The sequence below is a fragment of the Geodermatophilus sp. SYSU D01119 genome, assembly GCF_054049975.1.
Map to the genome: position 1 here is coordinate 163,244 of NZ_JBJGYL010000004.1, position 16,960 is coordinate 180,203.

Sequence of the window (16,960 nt, forward strand, 5' to 3'; positions counted from 1 at the left end):
GACGACGCCCCCGGCCCAGGCCGGGGGCGTCGTCGTGTCCGGGGGAGGATGGAGCGCATGAGCCGGATCGTGCTGGGCGTGGGCGGCGGCGTGGCCGCCTACAAGTCGGCCCTGCTGCTGCGCGCGCTGACCGAGGCGGGCCACGACGTGCGCGTCGTCCCCACCGAGTCGGCGCTGCGGTTCGTCGGCGCCGCCACCTTCGAGGCGCTGTCGGGGAACCCCGTCACCTCCGACGTCTGGCACGACGTCCCCGAGGTGGCCCACGTCCGGATCGGCCAGACCGCCGACCTCGTCGTCGTCAACCCGGCCACCGCCGACCTGCTCGCCCGCGCCGCCTCCGGCCGCGCCGACGACCTGCTCACCGCCACGCTGCTCACCGCGCACTGCCCGGTGGTGTTCGTGCCGGCCATGCACACCGAGATGTGGCTGCACCCGGCCACCCGGGACAACGTCGCCACGCTGCGCCGGCGCGGGTCGATCGTGCTGCCACCCGCCGTCGGCCGGCTCACCGGCCCCGACTCCGGGCCCGGCCGGCTGCCCGAGCCCGCCGACGTCGCCGCGCTCGCCCAGGTCGTGCTCGCCGCCGGCGCCGACGCGCTGCGCGCCGACCTGACCGGCCGCCGCGTCGTGATCAGCGCCGGCGGCACCCGCGAGCCGCTGGACCCCGTCCGCTACCTGGGCAACCGCTCCTCGGGAAAGCAGGGCTGGGCGCTGGCCCGCGTGGCCGCCGCCCGCGGCGCCGACGTCACCCTCGTGGCCGCCAACGTCGAGCTGCCCGCGCCGTTCGGCGTCCGCGTCGTCCCCGTCGGGACGGCGGAGGAGCTGCGCGCGGCGATGCTGGCGGAGGCCCCGGAGGCCGACGTCGTCGTCATGAGCGCCGCCGTCGCCGACTTCCGGCCGGCCACGGTCGCGGCCACCAAGCTGAAGAAGAAGGACGACCCCAGCGAGGTCCCCGAGGTGCGGCTGGTCCGCAACCCCGACGTGCTCGCCGAGCTGGTCACCAAGCGCACCCCCGGCCAGCTCGTCGTCGGCTTCGCCGCCGAGACCGGCGACGCGGACGGTGACGTGCTCGCCCACGCCCGCGCCAAGCTCGCCCGCAAGGGCTGCGACCTGCTCGTGGTCAACGACGTCTCCGGGGGCGGCGTGTTCGGCCGGCCCGACAACGCCGCCGTCGTGCTGTCCGCCGACGGCACCGCCACCGACGTGCCGCACGGCAGCAAGGACGCCGTCGCGGCGGCCGTGTGGCAGGCGATCGCCCCCCGCCCGGCCTGACCGTCGGCTGCCGCCCCGGTGTCGCGCCGGTAACGTGCTCACGCGGCGCGGGCACACCGTGGCCGTACCTCAGTCACTGCAGCAGGGAGAACCGAGTGCCACGCCGTCTCTTCACGTCCGAGTCGGTGACCGAGGGCCACCCCGACAAGATCGCCGACCAGATCTCCGACGCGATCCTCGACGAGATGCTCGCGCAGGACCCGCGCAGCCGCGTCGCCGTCGAGACCCTGATCACCACCGGCCAGGTGCACATCGCCGGCGAGGTCACCACCGCCGGCTACGTCGACATCGCCGACATCGTCCGCAGGACGGTGCTGCGGATCGGCTACGACTCCTCGCGCAAGGGCTTCGACGGCGCCTCGTGCGGCGTGAGCGTCTCCATCGGCGCGCAGTCGCCCGACATCGCGCAGGGCGTGGACACCGCCTACGAGGCGCGCACCTCCGGCGCCGCCGACGACGACGAGATCGAGCGCCAGGGCGCCGGCGACCAGGGCCTGATGTTCGGGTACGCCACCGACGAGACCCCCGAGCTCATGCCGCTGCCGATCGCGCTGGCCCACCGGCTCTCGCGCCGGCTGGCCGCGGTCCGCAAGGACGGCTCGGTGCCCTACCTGCGCCCCGACGGCAAGACCCAGGTCACCGTCGTCTACGAGGACGACCGGCCGGTCGGCGTCGACACCGTCGTCGTCTCCTCGCAGCACGCCGAGGACATCTCCATCGAGCAGCTGCTCACCCCCGACGTGCAGGAGCTCGTCGTGGAGCCGGAGCTGCAGGCCCTCGGCCTGCCCACCGACGGCTACCGGCTGCTGGTCAACCCCACCGGCAAGTTCGTCATCGGCGGCCCGATGGGCGACGCCGGCCTGACCGGCCGCAAGATCATCGTCGACACCTACGGCGGCATGGCCCGCCACGGCGGCGGCGCGTTCTCCGGCAAGGACCCGTCGAAGGTCGACCGCTCCGGCGCCTACGCCATGCGCTGGGTGGCCAAGAACGTCGTCGCCGCGGGCCTGGCCCGCCGCTGCGAGGTGCAGGTCGCCTACGCCATCGGCGCCGCCCACCCGGTCGGCCTGTTCGTCGACACGCACGGCACCGGCACGGTCGCCGACGACGTCCTGGAGAAGGCGGTCACCACGGTGTTCGACCTGCGCCCGGGCGCCATCGTGCGCGACCTGGACCTGCTGCGGCCGATCTACGGCCCGACCGCCGCCTACGGCCACTTCGGCCGCACCGACGTCGAGCTGCCGTGGGAGCGCACCGACCGGGCCGACGCGCTCCGGTCGGCCGTCGGCGCCTGATCGCCGCAGCAGCGGGTCCCGTCGTACCCCGGGGGGAGACTCCCGGGACGACGACCGGACGGAGAGCGCCCTGAGCACGGCCGCACCACCTCCCGGCGACCCGGGTCACCCTCCGGTGGCCCGGGTCGTCGTCGACGTGCCCCTGGCGCACCTGGACCGCGCGTTCGACTACGCGATCCCCGAGGACATGGCCGGTGAGGTCCGCGCGGGGTGCCGGGTCCGGGTGCGCTTCGCCGGGCAGCTCGTCGACGGGTTCGTGCTGGAGCTGGCGGACTCCAGCGAGACCGGCCGCAAGCTCGCGCCGCTGGCCAAGCTGGTGTCCTCCGAGCCGGTGCTCACCCCGGAGGTCGCGGCGCTGGCCCGCTCGGTGGCCCAGCGCTGGGGCGGCACGCTCGTCGACGTGCTGCGCCTGGCCATCCCGCCGCGCCGCGCCGCCGCGGAGAAGCGGCCGCCCGCCGAGCCACCGCCGCCCCCGGAGCCGCCCGACCCGGCCGGCTTCGCGCGCTACCCGACCGGGCCCGCGCTGCTGGCCGCCGTCGCCGAGGGCCGCCCCGCCCGCGCGGTGTGGACGGCGCTGCCCGGCGAGGACTGGCCGGCCCGGCTGGCCGAGCTGTGCCGGGCGGCGCTGTCGGGCGGGCGCGGCGCGCTCGTCGTCGTCCCCGACGGCCGCGACCTCGACCGGCTGGAGGCCGCCGCCGGCGCCGTCCTGCCGGCGGGCTCGTTCGTGGTGCTGCGCGCCGACGCCGCCCCCGACGCCCGCTACCGGCGCTTCCTCGACGCCGCCCGCGGGAGCGCCAAGGTCGTCCTCGGCACCCGCGGGGCGGCGTTCGCGCCCGTCGCCGACCTCGGCCTGGTGGCCGTCTGGGACGACGGCGACGACCTGCACGCCGAGCCCCGGGCGCCCTACGCGCACGCCCGCGACGTGCTCGTGCACCGCGCCCACCTGACCGGCTGCGCCGCCGTCGTCGCGGCCACCGCGCGCACCGCCGAGGCCGCGCTGCTGGTGGAGAGCGGCTGGGCGCACGAGCTGGCCGCCGAGCGGGCCACCCTGCGGGCGGTCATGCCGCGGGTGCAGGCGCTGGGGGAGGACTCCGAGCTCGCCCGCGACCCGGCCGCCCGCACCGCGCGGCTGCCCAGCCTCGCCCACCGGGTGGCCCGCGCGGCGCTCGCCGAGGGCACCCCCGTGCTCGTGCAGGTGCCGCGCGCCGGCTACGCGCCCGGCCTGTCCTGCGACCGCTGCCGGGCACCGGCCCGCTGCGCGGTGTGCGCCGGCCCGCTCGGCATCTCGCCCACGCCCGGCCCCGGCGGCTCCCGCATCCCCGCCTGCCGGTGGTGCGCCCGCCCGGCCACGGTCTTCGACTGCCCGCACTGCCACGGCACCAAGCTGCGCGCCTCCGTCGTCGGGGCCGCCCGCACCGCCGAGGAGCTCGGGCGGGCGTTCCCCGGCGCACCGGTGCGGGTGTCCGGGCGGTCGTCGGGCGTGCTGCCGACGGTCTCCGGCGGCCCGGCGCTTGTGGTGGCGACGCCCGGCGCGGAGCCCGTCGCCGAGGGCGGCTACGGCGCCGCGCTGCTGCTCGACTCGTGGGCCCTGCTCGGCCGCGCCGACCTGCGGGCGGGGGAGGAGACGCTGCGCCGCTGGATGAACGCGGCCACGCTGGTGCGCCCGCGGGGCACCGTCGTCGTCGCGGCCGACGCCGCGCACGCCGTCGTCCAGGCGCTGGTGCGCTGGGACCCGGGCTGGCTCGCCGAGCGCGAGCTCGCCGACCGGCGCGCGCTCGGCTTCCCGCCGGCCACCCGGATGGCGGCGCTGTCGGGGTCGCCGGCGGCCCTCGCGGAGTTCCTCGAGGCCGCCCGGCTGCCCGGCGACGCCGACCTGCTCGGGCCGGTGCCGGAGCCGCCGCGGCCCGGGCAGGAGGGGGAGCGGGAACGCTACCTGGTGCGGGTGCCGCGCGCGGAGGGCACGGCGCTGGCCACCGCGCTGGCGGAGGTGCAGGGCGTGCGCAGCGCCCGGAAGGCGAGCGAGCACGTGCGGGTGCAGCTCGATCCCCTCGAGCTGGTCTGAGCCCGCGGGGCGCGACCCCTCCCTGTCGGGTCCCCGCACGATCAGGCGGCCTGGTCGTGCCGCGTCCTGGCGCACCTCCGGCGGTGAGCCAGGACGCGCCACGGTGGGCCCGCCTGATCGTGCGCGAGGCGGCCCTGGTCCGGGCCGGCGGGTGCGCGGGAGGGCGCCACCTACGATCGACCGGTGAGCGTCACCCCCATCCGGCTGCTGGGCGACCCCGTCCTGCACCGGCCCGCGGCACCGGTCGTCGACTTCGACGCCGAGCTGCGCGGGCTGGTCGCCGATCTGACCGAGACCATGCACGCGGCCGGGGGAGCCGGCCTCGCCGCGCCGCAGATCGGCGTCGGCCTGCGGGTGTTCACCTGGTACGTCGACGGCGAGGTGGGGCACCTGGTCAACCCGTCGGTCGACCTGGTCGGCGACGAGACCGAGGAGGCGCCCGAGGGGTGCCTGTCCATCCCCGGCTACCGCTTCGACTGCCGCCGCCACCTGCACGTGGTGGCGACCGGCTGGAACCAGCACGGCGACCCGGTCCGGGTGGAGGGCTCGCACCTGCTGGCCCGCGCGGTGCAGCACGAGGTGGACCACCTCGACGGCGTGGTGTTCGTCGACCGGCTCGACCCCGAGGCCCGCACCGCCGCCCTGGCCGCGCTCGCCGAGGCGGAGTGGCAGGGCATGCAGGCCTGGGTCCCGCGCGTGGAGGTGAGCCCCCACTGAGGCTCCTGTTCGCGGGGACCCCCGAGGCCGCCGTCCCGTCGCTGGAGGCGCTGCTGGCCTCCGACCACGAGGTGGCCGCCGTCCTCACCCGCCCCGACGCCCGCTCCGGCCGCGGCCGGAAGGTCAGCCGCTCCCCGGTGGCCGAGCGCGCCGACGCCGCCGGCCTGCCCGTGCTGCAGCCCCGCTCGCCCCGGGAGCCGGAGTTCCTCGCGGAGCTCGCCGGCCTCGCCGTCGACTGCGCGCCCGTGGTCGCCTACGGCGCGCTCGTCCCGCCCGCGGCGCTCGACCTGCCCGCGCACGGCTGGGTCAACCTGCACTTCTCGCTGCTGCCGGCCTGGCGCGGCGCGGCGCCGGTGCAGCACGCGGTCATGGCCGGCGACGAGGTCACCGGCGCCTGCACGTTCCGGCTGGAGCAGGGCCTGGACACCGGCCCGGTGTTCGGCCTGGTCACCGAGCCGATCGGCCCGCGCGACACGGCGGGCGACCTGCTCGGCCGGCTCGCCGTCAGCGGCGCCCGGCTGCTCGTCGCCACCCTCGACGGCATCGCGTCCGGGGAGCTCGAGCCGCAGCCCCAGCCGGCCGAGGGCGTGAGCCTCGCGCCGCGCATCGAGACCGCCGACGCCCGCGTCGACTGGGACCTGCCCGCGCACGTCGTCGACCGCCGGGTGCGGGGCGTGACGCCGGCGCCCGGCGCCTGGACCACCTGGCGCGGCGACCGGTTCCGCCTGGGCCCGGTCGAGCCGCTGCCGACGTCGCTGGCGCTGGAGGCCGGGGAGGTGTCGGTCGGCCCGACGGGCGTCGTCGTCGGCACCGGCCGCGGCGCCGTGCGGCTCGGCGACGTGCAGCCCGCCGGCAAGCGGATGCACCCGGCCGCCGACTGGGCCCGCGGCGCCCGTCCCGCCGCCGGCGAGCGGTTCGGGGCATGAGCGGCCCGCCCCGGCGTCCCGCCGGCCCGCGCGGGGGACAGCGCGGGGGAGAGCGCGGCGGGCACCGTGACCGCCGCCCGCCCCGCCGGGCCCCGCTCGACGGCGCCCGCCTCACCGCCTACGACGTCCTCGACGGCGTCTCCGCGCGCGAGGCCTTCGCCAACCTGCTGCTGCCCCAGCTGCTGCGCGAGCGGCAGCTCGAGCCCCGTGACGCCGCCTTCGCCACCCAGCTGGCCTACGGCGCGCTGCGGGCGCAGGGCACGCTCGACGCCGTCCTCGCCCGGCTGGTCGACCGCCCGCTGGCCGACCTCGACCGCCGGCTGCTGGACCTGCTGCGCCTGGGCGCCTACCAGCTGGTCGACCTGCGGGTGCCGGCGCACGCCGCCGTCGCCACCACCGTCGACCTCGTGCGGGCGATCGTCGGGCCCGGCGCATCGGGCCTGGCCAACGCGGTGCTGCGCAAGGTGGCCGCCGGCGGCGACCGCGCCGCGTGGCTCGCGCAGCTCGGGGCCGACGGCGACCGGCGGCTGGCCCTGGCCACCGACCACCCCGAGTGGATCGTGGCCGCCTGGCGCGAGGCGCTGGGCGGCGGTGCGGCCGGGGAGGCCGAGCTCGAGGACGCGCTGCTCGCCGACGACGCCGCCCCCGAGGTGCACCTGGTCGCCCGGCACGTCGACCGCGCGGAGCTCGCCGAGGAGTCCGGCGGGACGCCCGGGCCGTGGTCGCCGTACGCGGTCCGCCTGGGCGGGGGAGACCCCGGCCGGCTGCCGTCGGTGCGGGCCGGCCGGGCCGCGGTGCAGGACGAGGGCAGCCAGCTCGCCGCGCTGCTGCTCACCCGCGCGCCGCTGGAGGGGCCCGACGCCCGCTGGCTCGACGTGTGCGCCGGCCCCGGCGGCAAGGCCGGCCTGCTGGCCGCCGTCCGCCCGGCCGGGGTGCACCTCACCGCCGCCGACCGGGCGCCGCACCGCGCCGAGCTGGTGCGCGGGGCGCTGGCGGGGGAGGACGACGTCGAGGTGCTCGTCGCCGACGGGCGGGAGCCGCCGTGGGCGGAGGGCTCCTTCGACCGGGTCCTGCTCGACGCGCCGTGCACCGGCCTGGGCGCGCTGCGCCGGCGGCCGGAGGTGCGCTGGCGGCGCACGGCCGACGACGTCGCGCCGCTGGTGGAGCTGCAGACGGCGCTGCTGGACCGTGCGCTGGCCTCGGTCCGCCCCGGCGGCGTGGTTGCGTACGTGACGTGCTCGCCGCACGCGGCGGAGACGGTCGGGGTCGCCGACGCCGCGGCCGCCCGCGACGACGTCGAGGTGCTGCCCGTGGCGCCGCTGTTCGGCGAGGTGCCCGGGGTGGAGCGCGGGCCCTACGGGCAGCTGTGGCCGCACCGGCACGGCACCGACGCGATGTTCCTGGCCCTGCTCCGCCGCACCCGCTGACCCGGCGGGCCGGGGGTCCGCGTCAGCGGCCGCCGAGCAGCGTCAGGACGACGACGAGCAGCACGTAGCCGCAGGAGAGGGCGAGCAGGCGCCGGCCGCCCAGCCACGGCTCCCACCACGGCACGGGGGGTGCCGGGCGCGCGGGCCCGGGCCGGTCGGCCACCCACCAGGCCGCGGCGAGCGTCTGCCGCCGGTGCCACAGCGCCAGCGCCGTGTAGCCCGCGACGAGCACGACGGCGGCCGGCAGTGAGGTCGCGGGCCGGTCCCAGTCGCCCTGCAGGAGCAGCACGGCGGGCAGCACGGGCATCGCCCGGCCCATCCAGTGCAGCCGGAGCACGCGGCGGGCGTACCGGTCCAGCCGGGTGCGCAGCTCGGGCCCGGGGTCGGTGTGGGTGCGCAGCGCGTGCCGCATCCGCGCGACCTCGGCCGCGCGGCGGGACAGTCCCGGCACCACCGGCGTGAGCAGCGCCAGGGCGGCCGCCACCCCGGCCACCGCGGTGAGCAGCGCCCAGGCGGCGGTGCCGTGCAGGCCCGCGTAGTCGCCGGTGAGCAGCATCCGCGGCACGCCCAGCCCGAGGACGACGGCGGGCAGCAGCAGCCCCGCCGTCCCGGTCTCCGGCGCGCGGTGCGGCTCGGGCCGGACCGTCACCGAGCCGTGACGCACGGTCACCGGATCACCCGACGGCCAGGTCGGCCGGCGGGCGACGGGGGACGCCGTGGTGCGCACGATCACGGACGGTAGCTGCCGCCGGGCCGGGGCGCCTCCCGGTCACCCGCCCCGGCGACCCCCGTCCAGGGCAGGTCCCTCGGGTCCGGGGACGGATCGCCGGGTGCACGCACCGCGCCGCCCCACCCACCGGACCGCGCGGCGTGCACATCCGTTCCGGATCCGCCGTGGCTCGCCTAGCCTGCCCCGCCGTGCCCTGGCTCCCCGACGACTTCGTCCACCCGACCCGCGCCGACCTGCCCACCGGTCAGCACCTGCGCCCGATCCGCGCGTCCGACACCCCGATCGACTTCCCCGCCGTCATGGGCTCCCGCGAGCGCCTGTGGGGCACCTACGGCGAGGCGTGGGGCTGGCCGCCCGCGACCATGACCGAGGACCAGGACCGCGAGGACCTCGCCCGCCACGAGCGCGAGATCGAGGCGCACGAGAGCTTCAACTACGCGCTGCTGGACGAGGACGAGACCGAACTGCTCGGCTGCGTCTACGTCGACCCGCCGGAGAAGGTGGGCGACGCCGACGCCGAGGTGTCCTGGTGGGTGGTCGACCGGCTGGTCGGCACCGACGTCGAGGCGGCCCTCGACGCGTTCGTGCCGCGCTGGCTGGAGGCCGAGTGGCCGCTGCGGGCGCCCCGCTACGTCGGCCGCGACCTGTCCTGGGCCGACTGGACCGCCCTGCCCGACCGGGACTGAGCGCCCGTGGCGCGGCCGGCCCTGCGGGGAGCCGGCCGCGCCCCGCTCAGGACCCGACGCTCAGAACGGGTACTGCCGCCGGGTGTGCTGGACGCCGATCCAGTGGTCGGTGGTGAACTCGTCGATCGCCCACCCGCCGCCGAACCGGCCGAGGCCCGACTCCTTCTCGCCGCCGAACGCGGTGGTGTTCTCGTCGTTGAGCGGTGAGTCGTTCACGTGGGTCATGCCGGCCTCCACCCGCAGCGCGAACCGGACGCCGCGCTCGGTGTCGCGGGTGAACACGGCACTGGACAGGCCGTACTCGGTGTCGTTGGCGATGGCCAGCGCCTCGTCCTCGCCGGAGGCGCGGATGATCGTCGTGACCGGCCCGAGGACCTCCTGCCGGGCGGTGGCGACGTCGTCGGTGCCGAGCAGCACGTGCGGCGGCAGCACCGAGCCGATCGGGCCGGTCGGGTCGCCGCCGAGGACCTGCTCGGCGCCGTCCTCGCGGGCCTGCGCGACCTCCTCCGGATCCCCTCGGGCTGCTTGCCGTCGATGATCGGGCCGATCACCGTGTCGGACTCCCGCGGGTCGCCGGCCTCGAGCCCGCGCGCCCGCTCGACGTAGCGCTCGACGAACGCGTCGTGCACCGAGTCGTCCACGACGATCCGGTTGGTGATCATGCAGACCCGGCCCAAGCAGACCTGGCCCATGCAGACCTGGCCCTGGTGGAAGGACTTCCCGAAGACGGCGGCGTCGACGGCGAGGTCCGGGTCGGCGTCGACGTCGGCGCTCGCCTCGACCTGTGCCGTGCCCGCCCCCGACCCGGCCGGACCGGCGGTGATCACGGCGCACCTAGACTCCGACGACGTGGCCCGCACCCCGATGATCGCCCCCAGCCTGCTCTCGGCGGACTTCGCCCGGCTGGCCGACGAGGTGGCCCGCGTGGCCGACGCCGACTGGCTGCACGTCGACGTCATGGACGCCCACTTCGTGCCCAACCTGACGCTGGGCCGGCCGGTGGTCGAGGCCATCCACGCCGTCAGCACGGTGCCGCTGGACTGCCACCTGATGATCGAGGCGCCCGAGCGCTGGGCGCCCGGCTACGCCGAGCTCGGCGCCCGCAACGTCACCGTGCACGCCGAGGCCTGCACCGGCGACCCCTGCGACGTCGCCCGCGACATCCGCGCGGCCGGCGCCCTGGCGGGCCTCGCGCTCAAGCCCGGCACCCCGCTGGAGGCCTACGAGGACGTGCTGCGCGACTTCGACACCCTGCTGGTCATGACCGTCGAGCCCGGCTTCGGCGGGCAGGCGTTCATGGCCGAGGTGCTGCCGAAGGTGCGCCGCGCCCGCGAGCTCGTCGACACCGGCCACCTGCAGGTGCTCGTCGAGGTCGACGGTGGCATCAACGCCGACACCATCGCGCAGGCCGCCGAGGCCGGCGCCGACGTCTTCGTCGCGGGTTCGGCCGTCTACGGCGCCGACGACCCCGCCCGCGCCATCGCAGCCCTGCGCGAGCTGGCCACCCCGGCCGCCGGGTGACGGTCAGCCCGGCCGAGTCGGCCGCCATGGCCCGGGCGCGCGAGCTCGGCCAGAGCGTCCTCGGCACCACCAGCCCGAACCCGCCCGTGGGCGCGGTCGTCCTCGACGCCGCCGGCGCGGTGGTGGGGGAGGGCGCCACCTCCCCGCCCGGCGGCCCGCACGCCGAGGTGCACGCCCTGCGCCGGGCCGGCGAGCGCGCCCGCGGCGGCACCGCCGTCGTCACCCTCGAGCCGTGCGCGCACACCGGCCGCACCGGCCCGTGCGCCGACGCGCTGCTGGCCGCCGGGATCGCCCGCGTGCTCGTCGCCGTCCCCGAGCCCACGGGGCTGGCCGGCGGCGGCGCCGACCGGCTGCGCGCCGCCGGGGTCGACGTCGAGGTGGGCGTGGAGCGGGAGGCCGCCGAGGACGGGGCGCTGGCCGCCTGGCTGACCGGCGCCCGCGCGGGCCGGCCGTTCGTCGTCTGGAAGGTCGGCGCCACCCTCGACGGGCGGGTCGCCGCCGCCGACGGCACCAGCCGCTGGATCACCGGCCCGGTCGCCCGCGCCGCCGTCCACCGGCTGCGCGCCGGGTGCGACGCCGTCCTCGTCGGGTCGGGCACCGTCCTCACCGACGACCCGCAGCTCACCGTCCGGGACGCCGACGGCCGCGACGCCGCCCGCCAGCCGCTGCGCGTCGTGCACGACCGCCGCGGCCGGGTCCCGGCCGGCGCCCGCGTCCTCGACGGCGCCGCCCCCACGGTCGTCAGCCGCGCCGCCGGCCCCGCCGAGCTGCTCGCCGAGCTCTTCGACCGCGACGTCCGCCGGGTGCTCCTCGAGGGCGGCCCGACCCTGGCCGCGGCGTTCCTGCGCGCGGGCCTCGTCGACGAGGTGCTGGTGCACCTCGCGCCCAAGCTGCTGGGCGCGGGTCCCTCGCTGGTGGGGGACCTGGGAATCAGCACGATCGGCGCCGCGCTGTCCCTGGAGCTGCGGGAGGTCACCCCGCTGGGCGGGGACGTGCAGATCCGCCTGCGGCCCACAGGTCACACTGGGGTCGGACCGCGCGCCGACGGGAGGGACTGAGGTGTTCACAGGCATCGTCGAGGAGGTCGGCTCCCTCGCCGCGCGCGAGGACTCGGCCGACGCCGCCGTGCTGCGCATCCGCGCCCGGCGCGTGCTCGAGGACGTGCACCTCGGCGACTCGATCTCCGTCAACGGCGTGTGCCTCACCGTCACCGGCGTCGAGCCCGACGCCGACGGCAGCTCGGTGTGGTCCACCGACGTCATGGCCGAGACGCTGCGCCGCAGCAGCCTCGGCCGGCTGGCCGACGGCGACCCGGTGAACCTCGAGCGCGCCGTCGCGCCGCACACCCGCCTCGGCGGGCACATCGTGCAGGGCCACGTCGACGGCGTCGGCACGGTCGTGTCCCGCACGCCGAGCGAGCACTGGGACGTCGTCCGCGTCGCCCTGCCCCCGCAGCTCGCGCGCTACGTCGTCGAGAAGGGCTCGATCACCGTCGACGGCGTCTCGCTCACCGTCAGCGCGCTCAGCGCCGCCGACGACCCCGAGCCCTGGTTCGAGGTCAGCCTCATCCCCGCCACCCTCCGCGAGACCACGCTGGGCGGCCGCGCCCCGGGGGACCCGGTCAACCTGGAGGTCGACGTGATCGCCAAGTACGTGGAACGACTGCTGGGAGCACGCCGATGAGCGCCGTCCGGCTGGACTCCGTCGAGGACGCCATCGCGGCGATCAAGGACGGCCGCGCGGTCGTCGTCGTCGACGACGAGGACCGCGAGAACGAGGGCGACCTCATCTTCGCCTCCGAGCTCGCGACGCCCGAGCTCGTGGCGTTCATGGTCCGCTACACCTCGGGCTACATCTGCGTGTCGGTCACCGAGGCCGACGCCGACCGGCTCGACCTGCCGCCGATGTTCCGGGTCAACCAGGACCGCCGCGGCACCGCCTACACCGTCACCGTCGACGCCCGCGAGGGCGTGACCACCGGCATCTCGGCCGCCGACCGGGCGCACACCATCCGGCTGCTCGCCGACGCGGAGACCTCCTCGGCCGACCTCGCCCGCCCCGGCCACATCGTCCCGCTGCGCGCCAAGGACGGCGGCGTGCTGCGCCGGCCGGGCCACACCGAGGCCGCCGTCGACCTCGCCGTCCTCGCCGGGCTGCGCCCCTCCGGCACGCTGTGCGAGCTGGTCAGCGAGAAGGACCCGACCGGCATGGCCCGCGCCGAGGAGCTGAGGGTCTTCGCCGACGAGCACGACCTGTGCCTGATCTCGATCGCCGACCTCATCGCCTACCGCAAGCGCTTCGACAAGCTGGTCGAGCGCGTCGCGGAGGCCACCGTGCCGCTGGCGCCGGGCACCTTCACCGCCGTCGGCTACCGCAGCTCCTACGACGAGCGCGAGCACGTCGCCTTCGTCTACGGCGACATCGGCGACGGCGAGGACGTGCTGGTCCGCGTGCACTCCGAGTGCCTCACCGGCGACGTCTTCGGCTCGCTGCGCTGCGACTGCGGCCCGCAGCTGCAGGCGGCGCTGGCCGCCGTCGCCCGGGAGGGCCGCGGCATCGTGCTCTACATCCGCGGGCACGAGGGCCGGGGCATCGGCCTGCTGCACAAGCTGCAGGCCTACCAGCTGCAGGACGCCGGCGTGGACACCGTCGACGCCAACCTCGACCTCGGCCTGCCCGCCGACGCCCGCGACTACGGCACCGGCGCGCAGATCCTCGCCGACCTCGGCGTGCACACCATGCGGCTGCTGACCAACAACCCGGCCAAGCGCGCCGGGCTCGAGGGCTACGGCCTCAAGGTGACCGGCCGCGTGCCGCTGCCCAGCCACGTCACCGCCGAGAACCTGGCCTACCTGCGCACCAAGCGCGACCGGATGGGCCACCTGCTCGACATCATCGAGCCCGAGACCGAGTCCGGCCCCGCCGACGTGCCCGTGCCCGTCGCCGGGGAGCCGGCCACCGTGCCCGGCACCGACGTGCCCCTCCACCAGCAGGAGCAGCGACTGTGAGCGGTACCGGACGCCCCGAGGCGGGCGCCGTCGACGCCGCCGGGCTCACGCTCGGCATCGTCGCCACCACCTGGCACGCCGAGATCACCGACGCGCTGCTCGACCGCGCGCTCGCCGCGGCCCGCGCCAGCGGCGTCGGCGAGCCGACCGTCGTCCGCGCGCCGGGCGCCGTCGAGCTGCCCGTCGTCGCCCAGGCGCTGGCCGAGCGGCACGACGCCGTCGTCGCGCTCGGCGTGGTCATCCGCGGCGGCACCCCGCACTTCGAGTACGTCTGCGACGCCGTCACCGCCGGGCTGACCCGGGTGGCGCTCGACGCCGGCCGGCCGGTCGGCAACGGCGTGCTCACCTGCGACACCGAGGAGCAGGCGCGCGACCGCGCGGGCCTGCCCGGCTCGGCCGAGGACAAGGGCTGGGAGGCCTGCGTGGCCGCGCTGGCCACCGCGCTCACCCTCCGCGGCCTGCGCACCCCGCCGCGGTCCACCGGCTTCCAGGCCACCCCCGTCGGGCAGGGCCTGGCGTGAAGACCTTCGACGCGCTGTTCGCCGAGCTGTCGGCGAAGGTGGCCGCCGGCGACCCCGCCTCCGGCACCGTGACCGCCGTCCGCGACGGCGTGCACGCCGCCGGCAAGAAGGTCGTCGAGGAGGCGGCGGAGTCCTGGATGGCCGCCGAGCACGAGGGGCCCGAGCGCACCGCCGAGGAGATCAGCCAGCTCCTCTACCGGGTGCAGGTCCTCATGCTCGCCCGCGGGCTGAGCCTCGACGACGTCTACACCCACCTCTGATCAAGGACCCCCGCGCCCCCCACGGCGCGCTCCGCGCACTGCGGGACCCTGCGCGGGGGCCGTTCCGTCCGCTCACCGAAGGAGACAGACCAGTGCTGCGCATCGCCGTGCCCAACAAGGGCGTCCTCAGCGAGCCCGCGGCCGCGATGCTCGCCGAGAGCGGCTACCGGCAGCGGCGCAGCACCAAGGACCTCGCGGTCTACGACCCCGACAGCGACACCGAGTTCTTCTACCTGCGCCCGCGGGACATCGCCGTCTACGTGGCCGCCGGCACCCTCGACGTCGGCATCACCGGCCGCGACATGCTGCTGGAGACCGCGCCCGCCGAGGGGGAGGGCCCGACCGCCGTCGAGCTCATGCCCCTGGGCTTCGGCCGGTCCTCCTTCCGGTTCGCGAGCCCCGTCGAGTCCGGCATCGACACCGTCGAGCAGCTCGCCGGCAAGCGGATCGCCACGGCCTACCCGACGCTCCTGCAGCGCTTCCTCGCCGAGTCCGACGTCAAGGCCAGCGTGGTCAAGCTCGACGGCGCGGTGGAGACCGCCTGCCGGCTCGGCGTCGCCGACGCGGTGTGCGACGTCGTGGAGACCGGGACGACGCTGCGCGCGGCGGGGCTGCGGATCATCGGCGAGCCGGTGCTCACCAGCGAGGCGGTGCTCGTGCGCCGCGAGGGGGCCGAGGAGATCCCGGCGGTGGCCCAGCTGCGCCGCCGGCTGCGCGGCGTCCTGGTCGCCCGGCAGTACGTGATGCTCGACTACGACTGCCCGAACGAGCTGCTGGCCCGGGCCACCGCGCTCACCCCCGGCCTCGAGGGTCCGACGGTGAGCCCGCTGCAGACCGAGGGCTGGTCGGCGGTGCGGGCGATGGTCCGCCAGAACGAGACCAACCGGGTCATGGACGAGCTGTGGGAGCTCGGCGCCCGGGCGATCATCGTCACGAGCATCCACGCCAGCCGGATCTGAGGCAGGACCCCACCGCCTCACCCCGTCGGCCGGGTGGCCTTCCCGTCCAGCCAGAGGGTGTCGGACTCGTCCCGGTGGGTGCCGGTGCCGCCGACGTGCTCCGAGCTGATCGTCGGCCCGTTCTTCAGCACGTGGACCAGCGCCATGCCGTGGCCGCGGCCGAGCCCGTGCTCCTGCGCCAGCCAGGAGAGGACGTCGCCGGCCTTCGTGCCCGGGGCGTCGAGCCCGCGCTCGTGCGCCTGCGCGATCAGCTGGCGCGGGGTGAGGCCGGTCTTGTCCTCGATCGCGTCGAGGTAGGCCTGGAAGGACATCGCGTGCTCCTCGGGTGGGGGTCTGCGGGAGGGACCGGCCGGGGCTGGCGGACTCATCGGTACACGGCAGCGGCCCCCTCCCCGGGTGGGGAGGGGGCCGCTGCCGTGTCGTGGTGGTGCGGTCAGCGCCGGGTGGTGCGGTCCACCAGGTCGATCGCGGTGCACAGCCCGAGCGCCATCGCGCGGCCGCTGGTGGAGCCGGTGGCCAGCAGGCCCTCGACCGCCGGGCCCAGCGGGCGCTCGCCGACCAGACCCTGCAGCACCGCGGCGTACTCGCCGCTGACGTGGCCGGCCGCGGCGTGCCGCAGGAGCGCCCGCGACAGCTCGGTGGTGCGGCCGGCGGCCAGCGAGTAGACACCCGCGGCGAACCGCTCGGCGGCCGGGTGCCCGAGCAGGACCAGCCCGGCCATCGTGCCGGCCATGACGTCGTCACCGGCCGGGGTGAGGCCGGGGCCGAGCCCGATCAGCCGGACGGCGGTGCGCAGCGCGGCGTCGAGGTCGGCCCGGCGCACCGCGCCGCGCAGCGCCGCGAGCGGCCCGCCCGGCCCGGCCGGCAGGCCCGGCAGCGTGAACGCGCTGTGCGGCACGCCCTCGCCGTAGAGCGTGGTCCGCAGCTGGCGCACGCCCTCGGGCAGCAGCGCCGGGCGCGGGCTGGGCAGCCGCGGCCGCGGGTCCCACCAGGCCGCGGCCCGCACGACGAGGTCGCCGACCACGATCCGGCCGCCCCCGACCTCGGCCGGAGCGCCGCTCGGCAGCGCGACCAGCGGGCGGCCGTTGCTCGGCCGGAAGAGGATGCAGCCCAGGGGGAGCCGGGCCGCGTCGCTGGTGAGCACGCCGACGACGTCGGTGCCGCGGTCGGTGGGCACCTGCAGGTACACCGCCGCCGGGGCGCTCATGAGCACCCGCGCCGGGCGCACCGGGCCGCGGAGCAGGTCGGCGACGCCGGTGCTCGCCGACGCCGGGACGGCCCCCGCCGTCCGGGCGGGCGCGGCGGTGCGTACGGTCTCCTGCGCGGAACTGCGCGGCAGGGGGATCGTGGGGACGCCGGCGCGGGCCGCACGCCCCCGCTCGGTGGTGGTCGTGTGGTCGATGGTGCGCATCTGCTGGCCCTCTCCCCATCGGGACATCCGGGTGACCCTCCGCTCGAGCCCCCGTCCGGCCGGCCCTCCCGCTGGGAGGGAGGAGGGCACCGTGAGCGGTGACCGCCTACCATCCAGCGGACGGGAACCGACCGCGTCTCGAAGCTAAGCGGCGCGTCGCACGTC

The 16,960-nt window shown here is 77.3% G+C and carries 18 protein-coding genes and 1 pseudogene; 14 read left to right on the plus strand and 5 right to left on the minus strand.

The features are described 5' to 3' along the window. Positions 1 to 57: 57 nt before the first annotated feature. The 6 genes from coaBC to ACI79X_RS04605 all read left to right on the plus strand — a co-directional run bounded on the left by coaBC (position 58) and on the right by ACI79X_RS04605 (position 7,699). Positions 58 to 1,272 (plus strand): bifunctional phosphopantothenoylcysteine decarboxylase/phosphopantothenate--cysteine ligase CoaBC, encoded by a 1,215-nt coding sequence (gene coaBC, locus ACI79X_RS04580; RefSeq protein WP_457024234.1) that lies wholly within the window; start codon positions 58 to 60, stop codon positions 1,270 to 1,272. A gap of 95 nt (positions 1,273 to 1,367) precedes the next feature. Then, positions 1,368 to 2,567: a methionine adenosyltransferase gene (gene metK, locus ACI79X_RS04585; protein ID WP_457024235.1), complete on the plus strand. Its 1,200-nt coding sequence runs from the start codon at positions 1,368 to 1,370 to the stop codon at positions 2,565 to 2,567. A 115-nt stretch (positions 2,568 to 2,682) separates the two neighbouring features. After that, positions 2,683 to 4,629 (plus strand): primosomal protein N', encoded by a 1,947-nt coding sequence (locus ACI79X_RS04590; RefSeq protein ID WP_457024236.1) that lies wholly within the window; start codon positions 2,683 to 2,685, stop codon positions 4,627 to 4,629. Between the two features lie 183 nt (positions 4,630 to 4,812). Then, entirely contained in the window at positions 4,813 to 5,346 is a 534-nt protein-coding gene (gene def / locus ACI79X_RS04595; protein ID WP_073422532.1) for a peptide deformylase, read from the plus strand. After that, on the plus strand, positions 5,295 to 6,272 hold the full coding sequence (fmt, locus tag ACI79X_RS04600) for a methionyl-tRNA formyltransferase (protein WP_457024237.1): 978 nt from the start codon (positions 5,295 to 5,297) through the stop codon (positions 6,270 to 6,272). Before def ends, fmt begins: the two co-directional genes overlap by 52 nt. Beyond that, positions 6,269 to 7,699, plus strand: a complete 1,431-nt coding sequence (locus tag ACI79X_RS04605; protein WP_457024238.1) for an RsmB/NOP family class I SAM-dependent RNA methyltransferase — start codon at positions 6,269 to 6,271, stop codon at positions 7,697 to 7,699. The genes fmt and ACI79X_RS04605 overlap by 4 nt, the downstream gene beginning before the upstream one ends. A gap of 22 nt (positions 7,700 to 7,721) precedes the next feature. Here ACI79X_RS04605 and ACI79X_RS04610 read toward each other — a convergent pair whose 3' ends face one another. Further along, positions 7,722 to 8,426 carry a hypothetical protein gene (locus ACI79X_RS04610; RefSeq protein WP_457024239.1) on the minus strand — a complete coding sequence of 235 codons (705 nt, stop codon included), beginning with the start codon at positions 8,424 to 8,426 and terminating at the stop codon, positions 7,722 to 7,724. 191 nt (positions 8,427 to 8,617) lie between these two features. On the opposite strand from ACI79X_RS04610, the gene ACI79X_RS04615 reads away from it, so the two are divergent. Further along, positions 8,618 to 9,115: a hypothetical protein gene (locus ACI79X_RS04615; protein ID WP_457024240.1), complete on the plus strand. Its 498-nt coding sequence runs from the start codon at positions 8,618 to 8,620 to the stop codon at positions 9,113 to 9,115. A 60-nt stretch (positions 9,116 to 9,175) separates the two neighbouring features. Here ACI79X_RS04615 and ACI79X_RS04620 read toward each other — a convergent pair whose 3' ends face one another. After that, positions 9,176 to 9,796 carry an aldehyde dehydrogenase family protein gene (locus tag ACI79X_RS04620; protein ID WP_457024280.1) on the minus strand — a complete coding sequence of 207 codons (621 nt, stop codon included), beginning with the start codon at positions 9,794 to 9,796 and terminating at the stop codon, positions 9,176 to 9,178. After that, positions 9,682 to 10,074: pseudogene (locus ACI79X_RS04625) on the minus strand (aldehyde dehydrogenase family protein); the annotation flags it as partial. The pseudogene ACI79X_RS04625 and the gene ACI79X_RS04620, both read right to left, overlap by 115 nt. Between ACI79X_RS04625 and rpe the strand changes: the two are divergent. The 7 genes from rpe (at position 9,980) to hisG (ending at position 15,384) form a co-directional block, all read left to right on the plus strand. Next, the gene (gene rpe, locus ACI79X_RS04630; RefSeq protein WP_457024281.1) at positions 9,980 to 10,636 is read left to right on the plus strand and encodes a ribulose-phosphate 3-epimerase; all 657 of its coding nucleotides are present in this window, start codon (positions 9,980 to 9,982) and stop codon (positions 10,634 to 10,636) included. The pseudogene ACI79X_RS04625 and the gene rpe overlap by 95 nt on opposite strands. Beyond that, the gene (gene ribD / locus ACI79X_RS04635) at positions 10,633 to 11,694 is read left to right on the plus strand and encodes a bifunctional diaminohydroxyphosphoribosylaminopyrimidine deaminase/5-amino-6-(5-phosphoribosylamino)uracil reductase RibD (RefSeq protein ID WP_457024241.1); all 1,062 of its coding nucleotides are present in this window, start codon (positions 10,633 to 10,635) and stop codon (positions 11,692 to 11,694) included. Before rpe ends, ribD begins: the two co-directional genes overlap by 4 nt. 1 nt (position 11,695) lies before the next feature. After that, positions 11,696 to 12,319, plus strand: a complete 624-nt coding sequence (locus tag ACI79X_RS04640; protein WP_457024242.1) for a riboflavin synthase — start codon at positions 11,696 to 11,698, stop codon at positions 12,317 to 12,319. After that, positions 12,316 to 13,644 (plus strand): bifunctional 3,4-dihydroxy-2-butanone-4-phosphate synthase/GTP cyclohydrolase II, encoded by a 1,329-nt coding sequence (locus tag ACI79X_RS04645; RefSeq protein ID WP_457024243.1) that lies wholly within the window; start codon positions 12,316 to 12,318, stop codon positions 13,642 to 13,644. Before ACI79X_RS04640 ends, ACI79X_RS04645 begins: the two co-directional genes overlap by 4 nt. Continuing rightward, a complete protein-coding gene (gene ribH / locus ACI79X_RS04650; RefSeq protein ID WP_457024244.1) occupies positions 13,641 to 14,165 on the plus strand; it encodes a 6,7-dimethyl-8-ribityllumazine synthase in 525 nt (174 codons plus the stop codon). The genes ACI79X_RS04645 and ribH overlap by 4 nt, the downstream gene beginning before the upstream one ends. Beyond that, a complete protein-coding gene (locus tag ACI79X_RS04655) occupies positions 14,162 to 14,425 on the plus strand; it encodes a phosphoribosyl-ATP diphosphatase (RefSeq protein WP_073422523.1) in 264 nt (87 codons plus the stop codon). Before ribH ends, ACI79X_RS04655 begins: the two co-directional genes overlap by 4 nt. Positions 14,426 to 14,517: 92 nt before the next feature. After that, a complete protein-coding gene (gene hisG / locus ACI79X_RS04660; RefSeq protein WP_457024245.1) occupies positions 14,518 to 15,384 on the plus strand; it encodes an ATP phosphoribosyltransferase in 867 nt (288 codons plus the stop codon). Between the two features lie 17 nt (positions 15,385 to 15,401). On the opposite strand, the gene ACI79X_RS04665 is transcribed toward hisG, so the two are convergent. Next, positions 15,402 to 15,695 (minus strand): DUF4287 domain-containing protein, encoded by a 294-nt coding sequence (locus ACI79X_RS04665; RefSeq protein WP_457024246.1) that lies wholly within the window; start codon positions 15,693 to 15,695, stop codon positions 15,402 to 15,404. Between the two features lie 122 nt (positions 15,696 to 15,817). Next, a complete protein-coding gene (locus ACI79X_RS04670) occupies positions 15,818 to 16,822 on the minus strand; it encodes a DUF2877 domain-containing protein (protein WP_457024247.1) in 1,005 nt (334 codons plus the stop codon). Between the last annotated feature and the right edge of the window lie 138 nt (positions 16,823 to 16,960).

Excerpts from the sequence above, each read along its gene's own strand:
- coaBC (WP_457024234.1), top strand. The coding sequence starts at position 58 with ATGAGCCGGATCGTGCTGGGCGTGGGCGGCGGCGTGGCCGCCTACAAG.
- ACI79X_RS04605 (WP_457024238.1), top strand. The coding sequence starts at position 6,269 with ATGAGCGGCCCGCCCCGGCGTCCCGCCGGCCCGCGCGGGGGACAGCGC.
- rpe (WP_457024281.1), top strand. The coding sequence starts at position 9,980 with ATGATCGCCCCCAGCCTGCTCTCGGCGGACTTCGCCCGGCTGGCCGAC.
- ACI79X_RS04645 (WP_457024243.1), top strand. The coding sequence starts at position 12,316 with ATGAGCGCCGTCCGGCTGGACTCCGTCGAGGACGCCATCGCGGCGATC.
- ACI79X_RS04665 (WP_457024246.1), bottom strand. The coding sequence starts at position 15,695 with ATGTCCTTCCAGGCCTACCTCGACGCGATCGAGGACAAGACCGGCCTC.
- ACI79X_RS04670 (WP_457024247.1), bottom strand. The coding sequence starts at position 16,822 with ATGTCCCGATGGGGAGAGGGCCAGCAGATGCGCACCATCGACCACACG.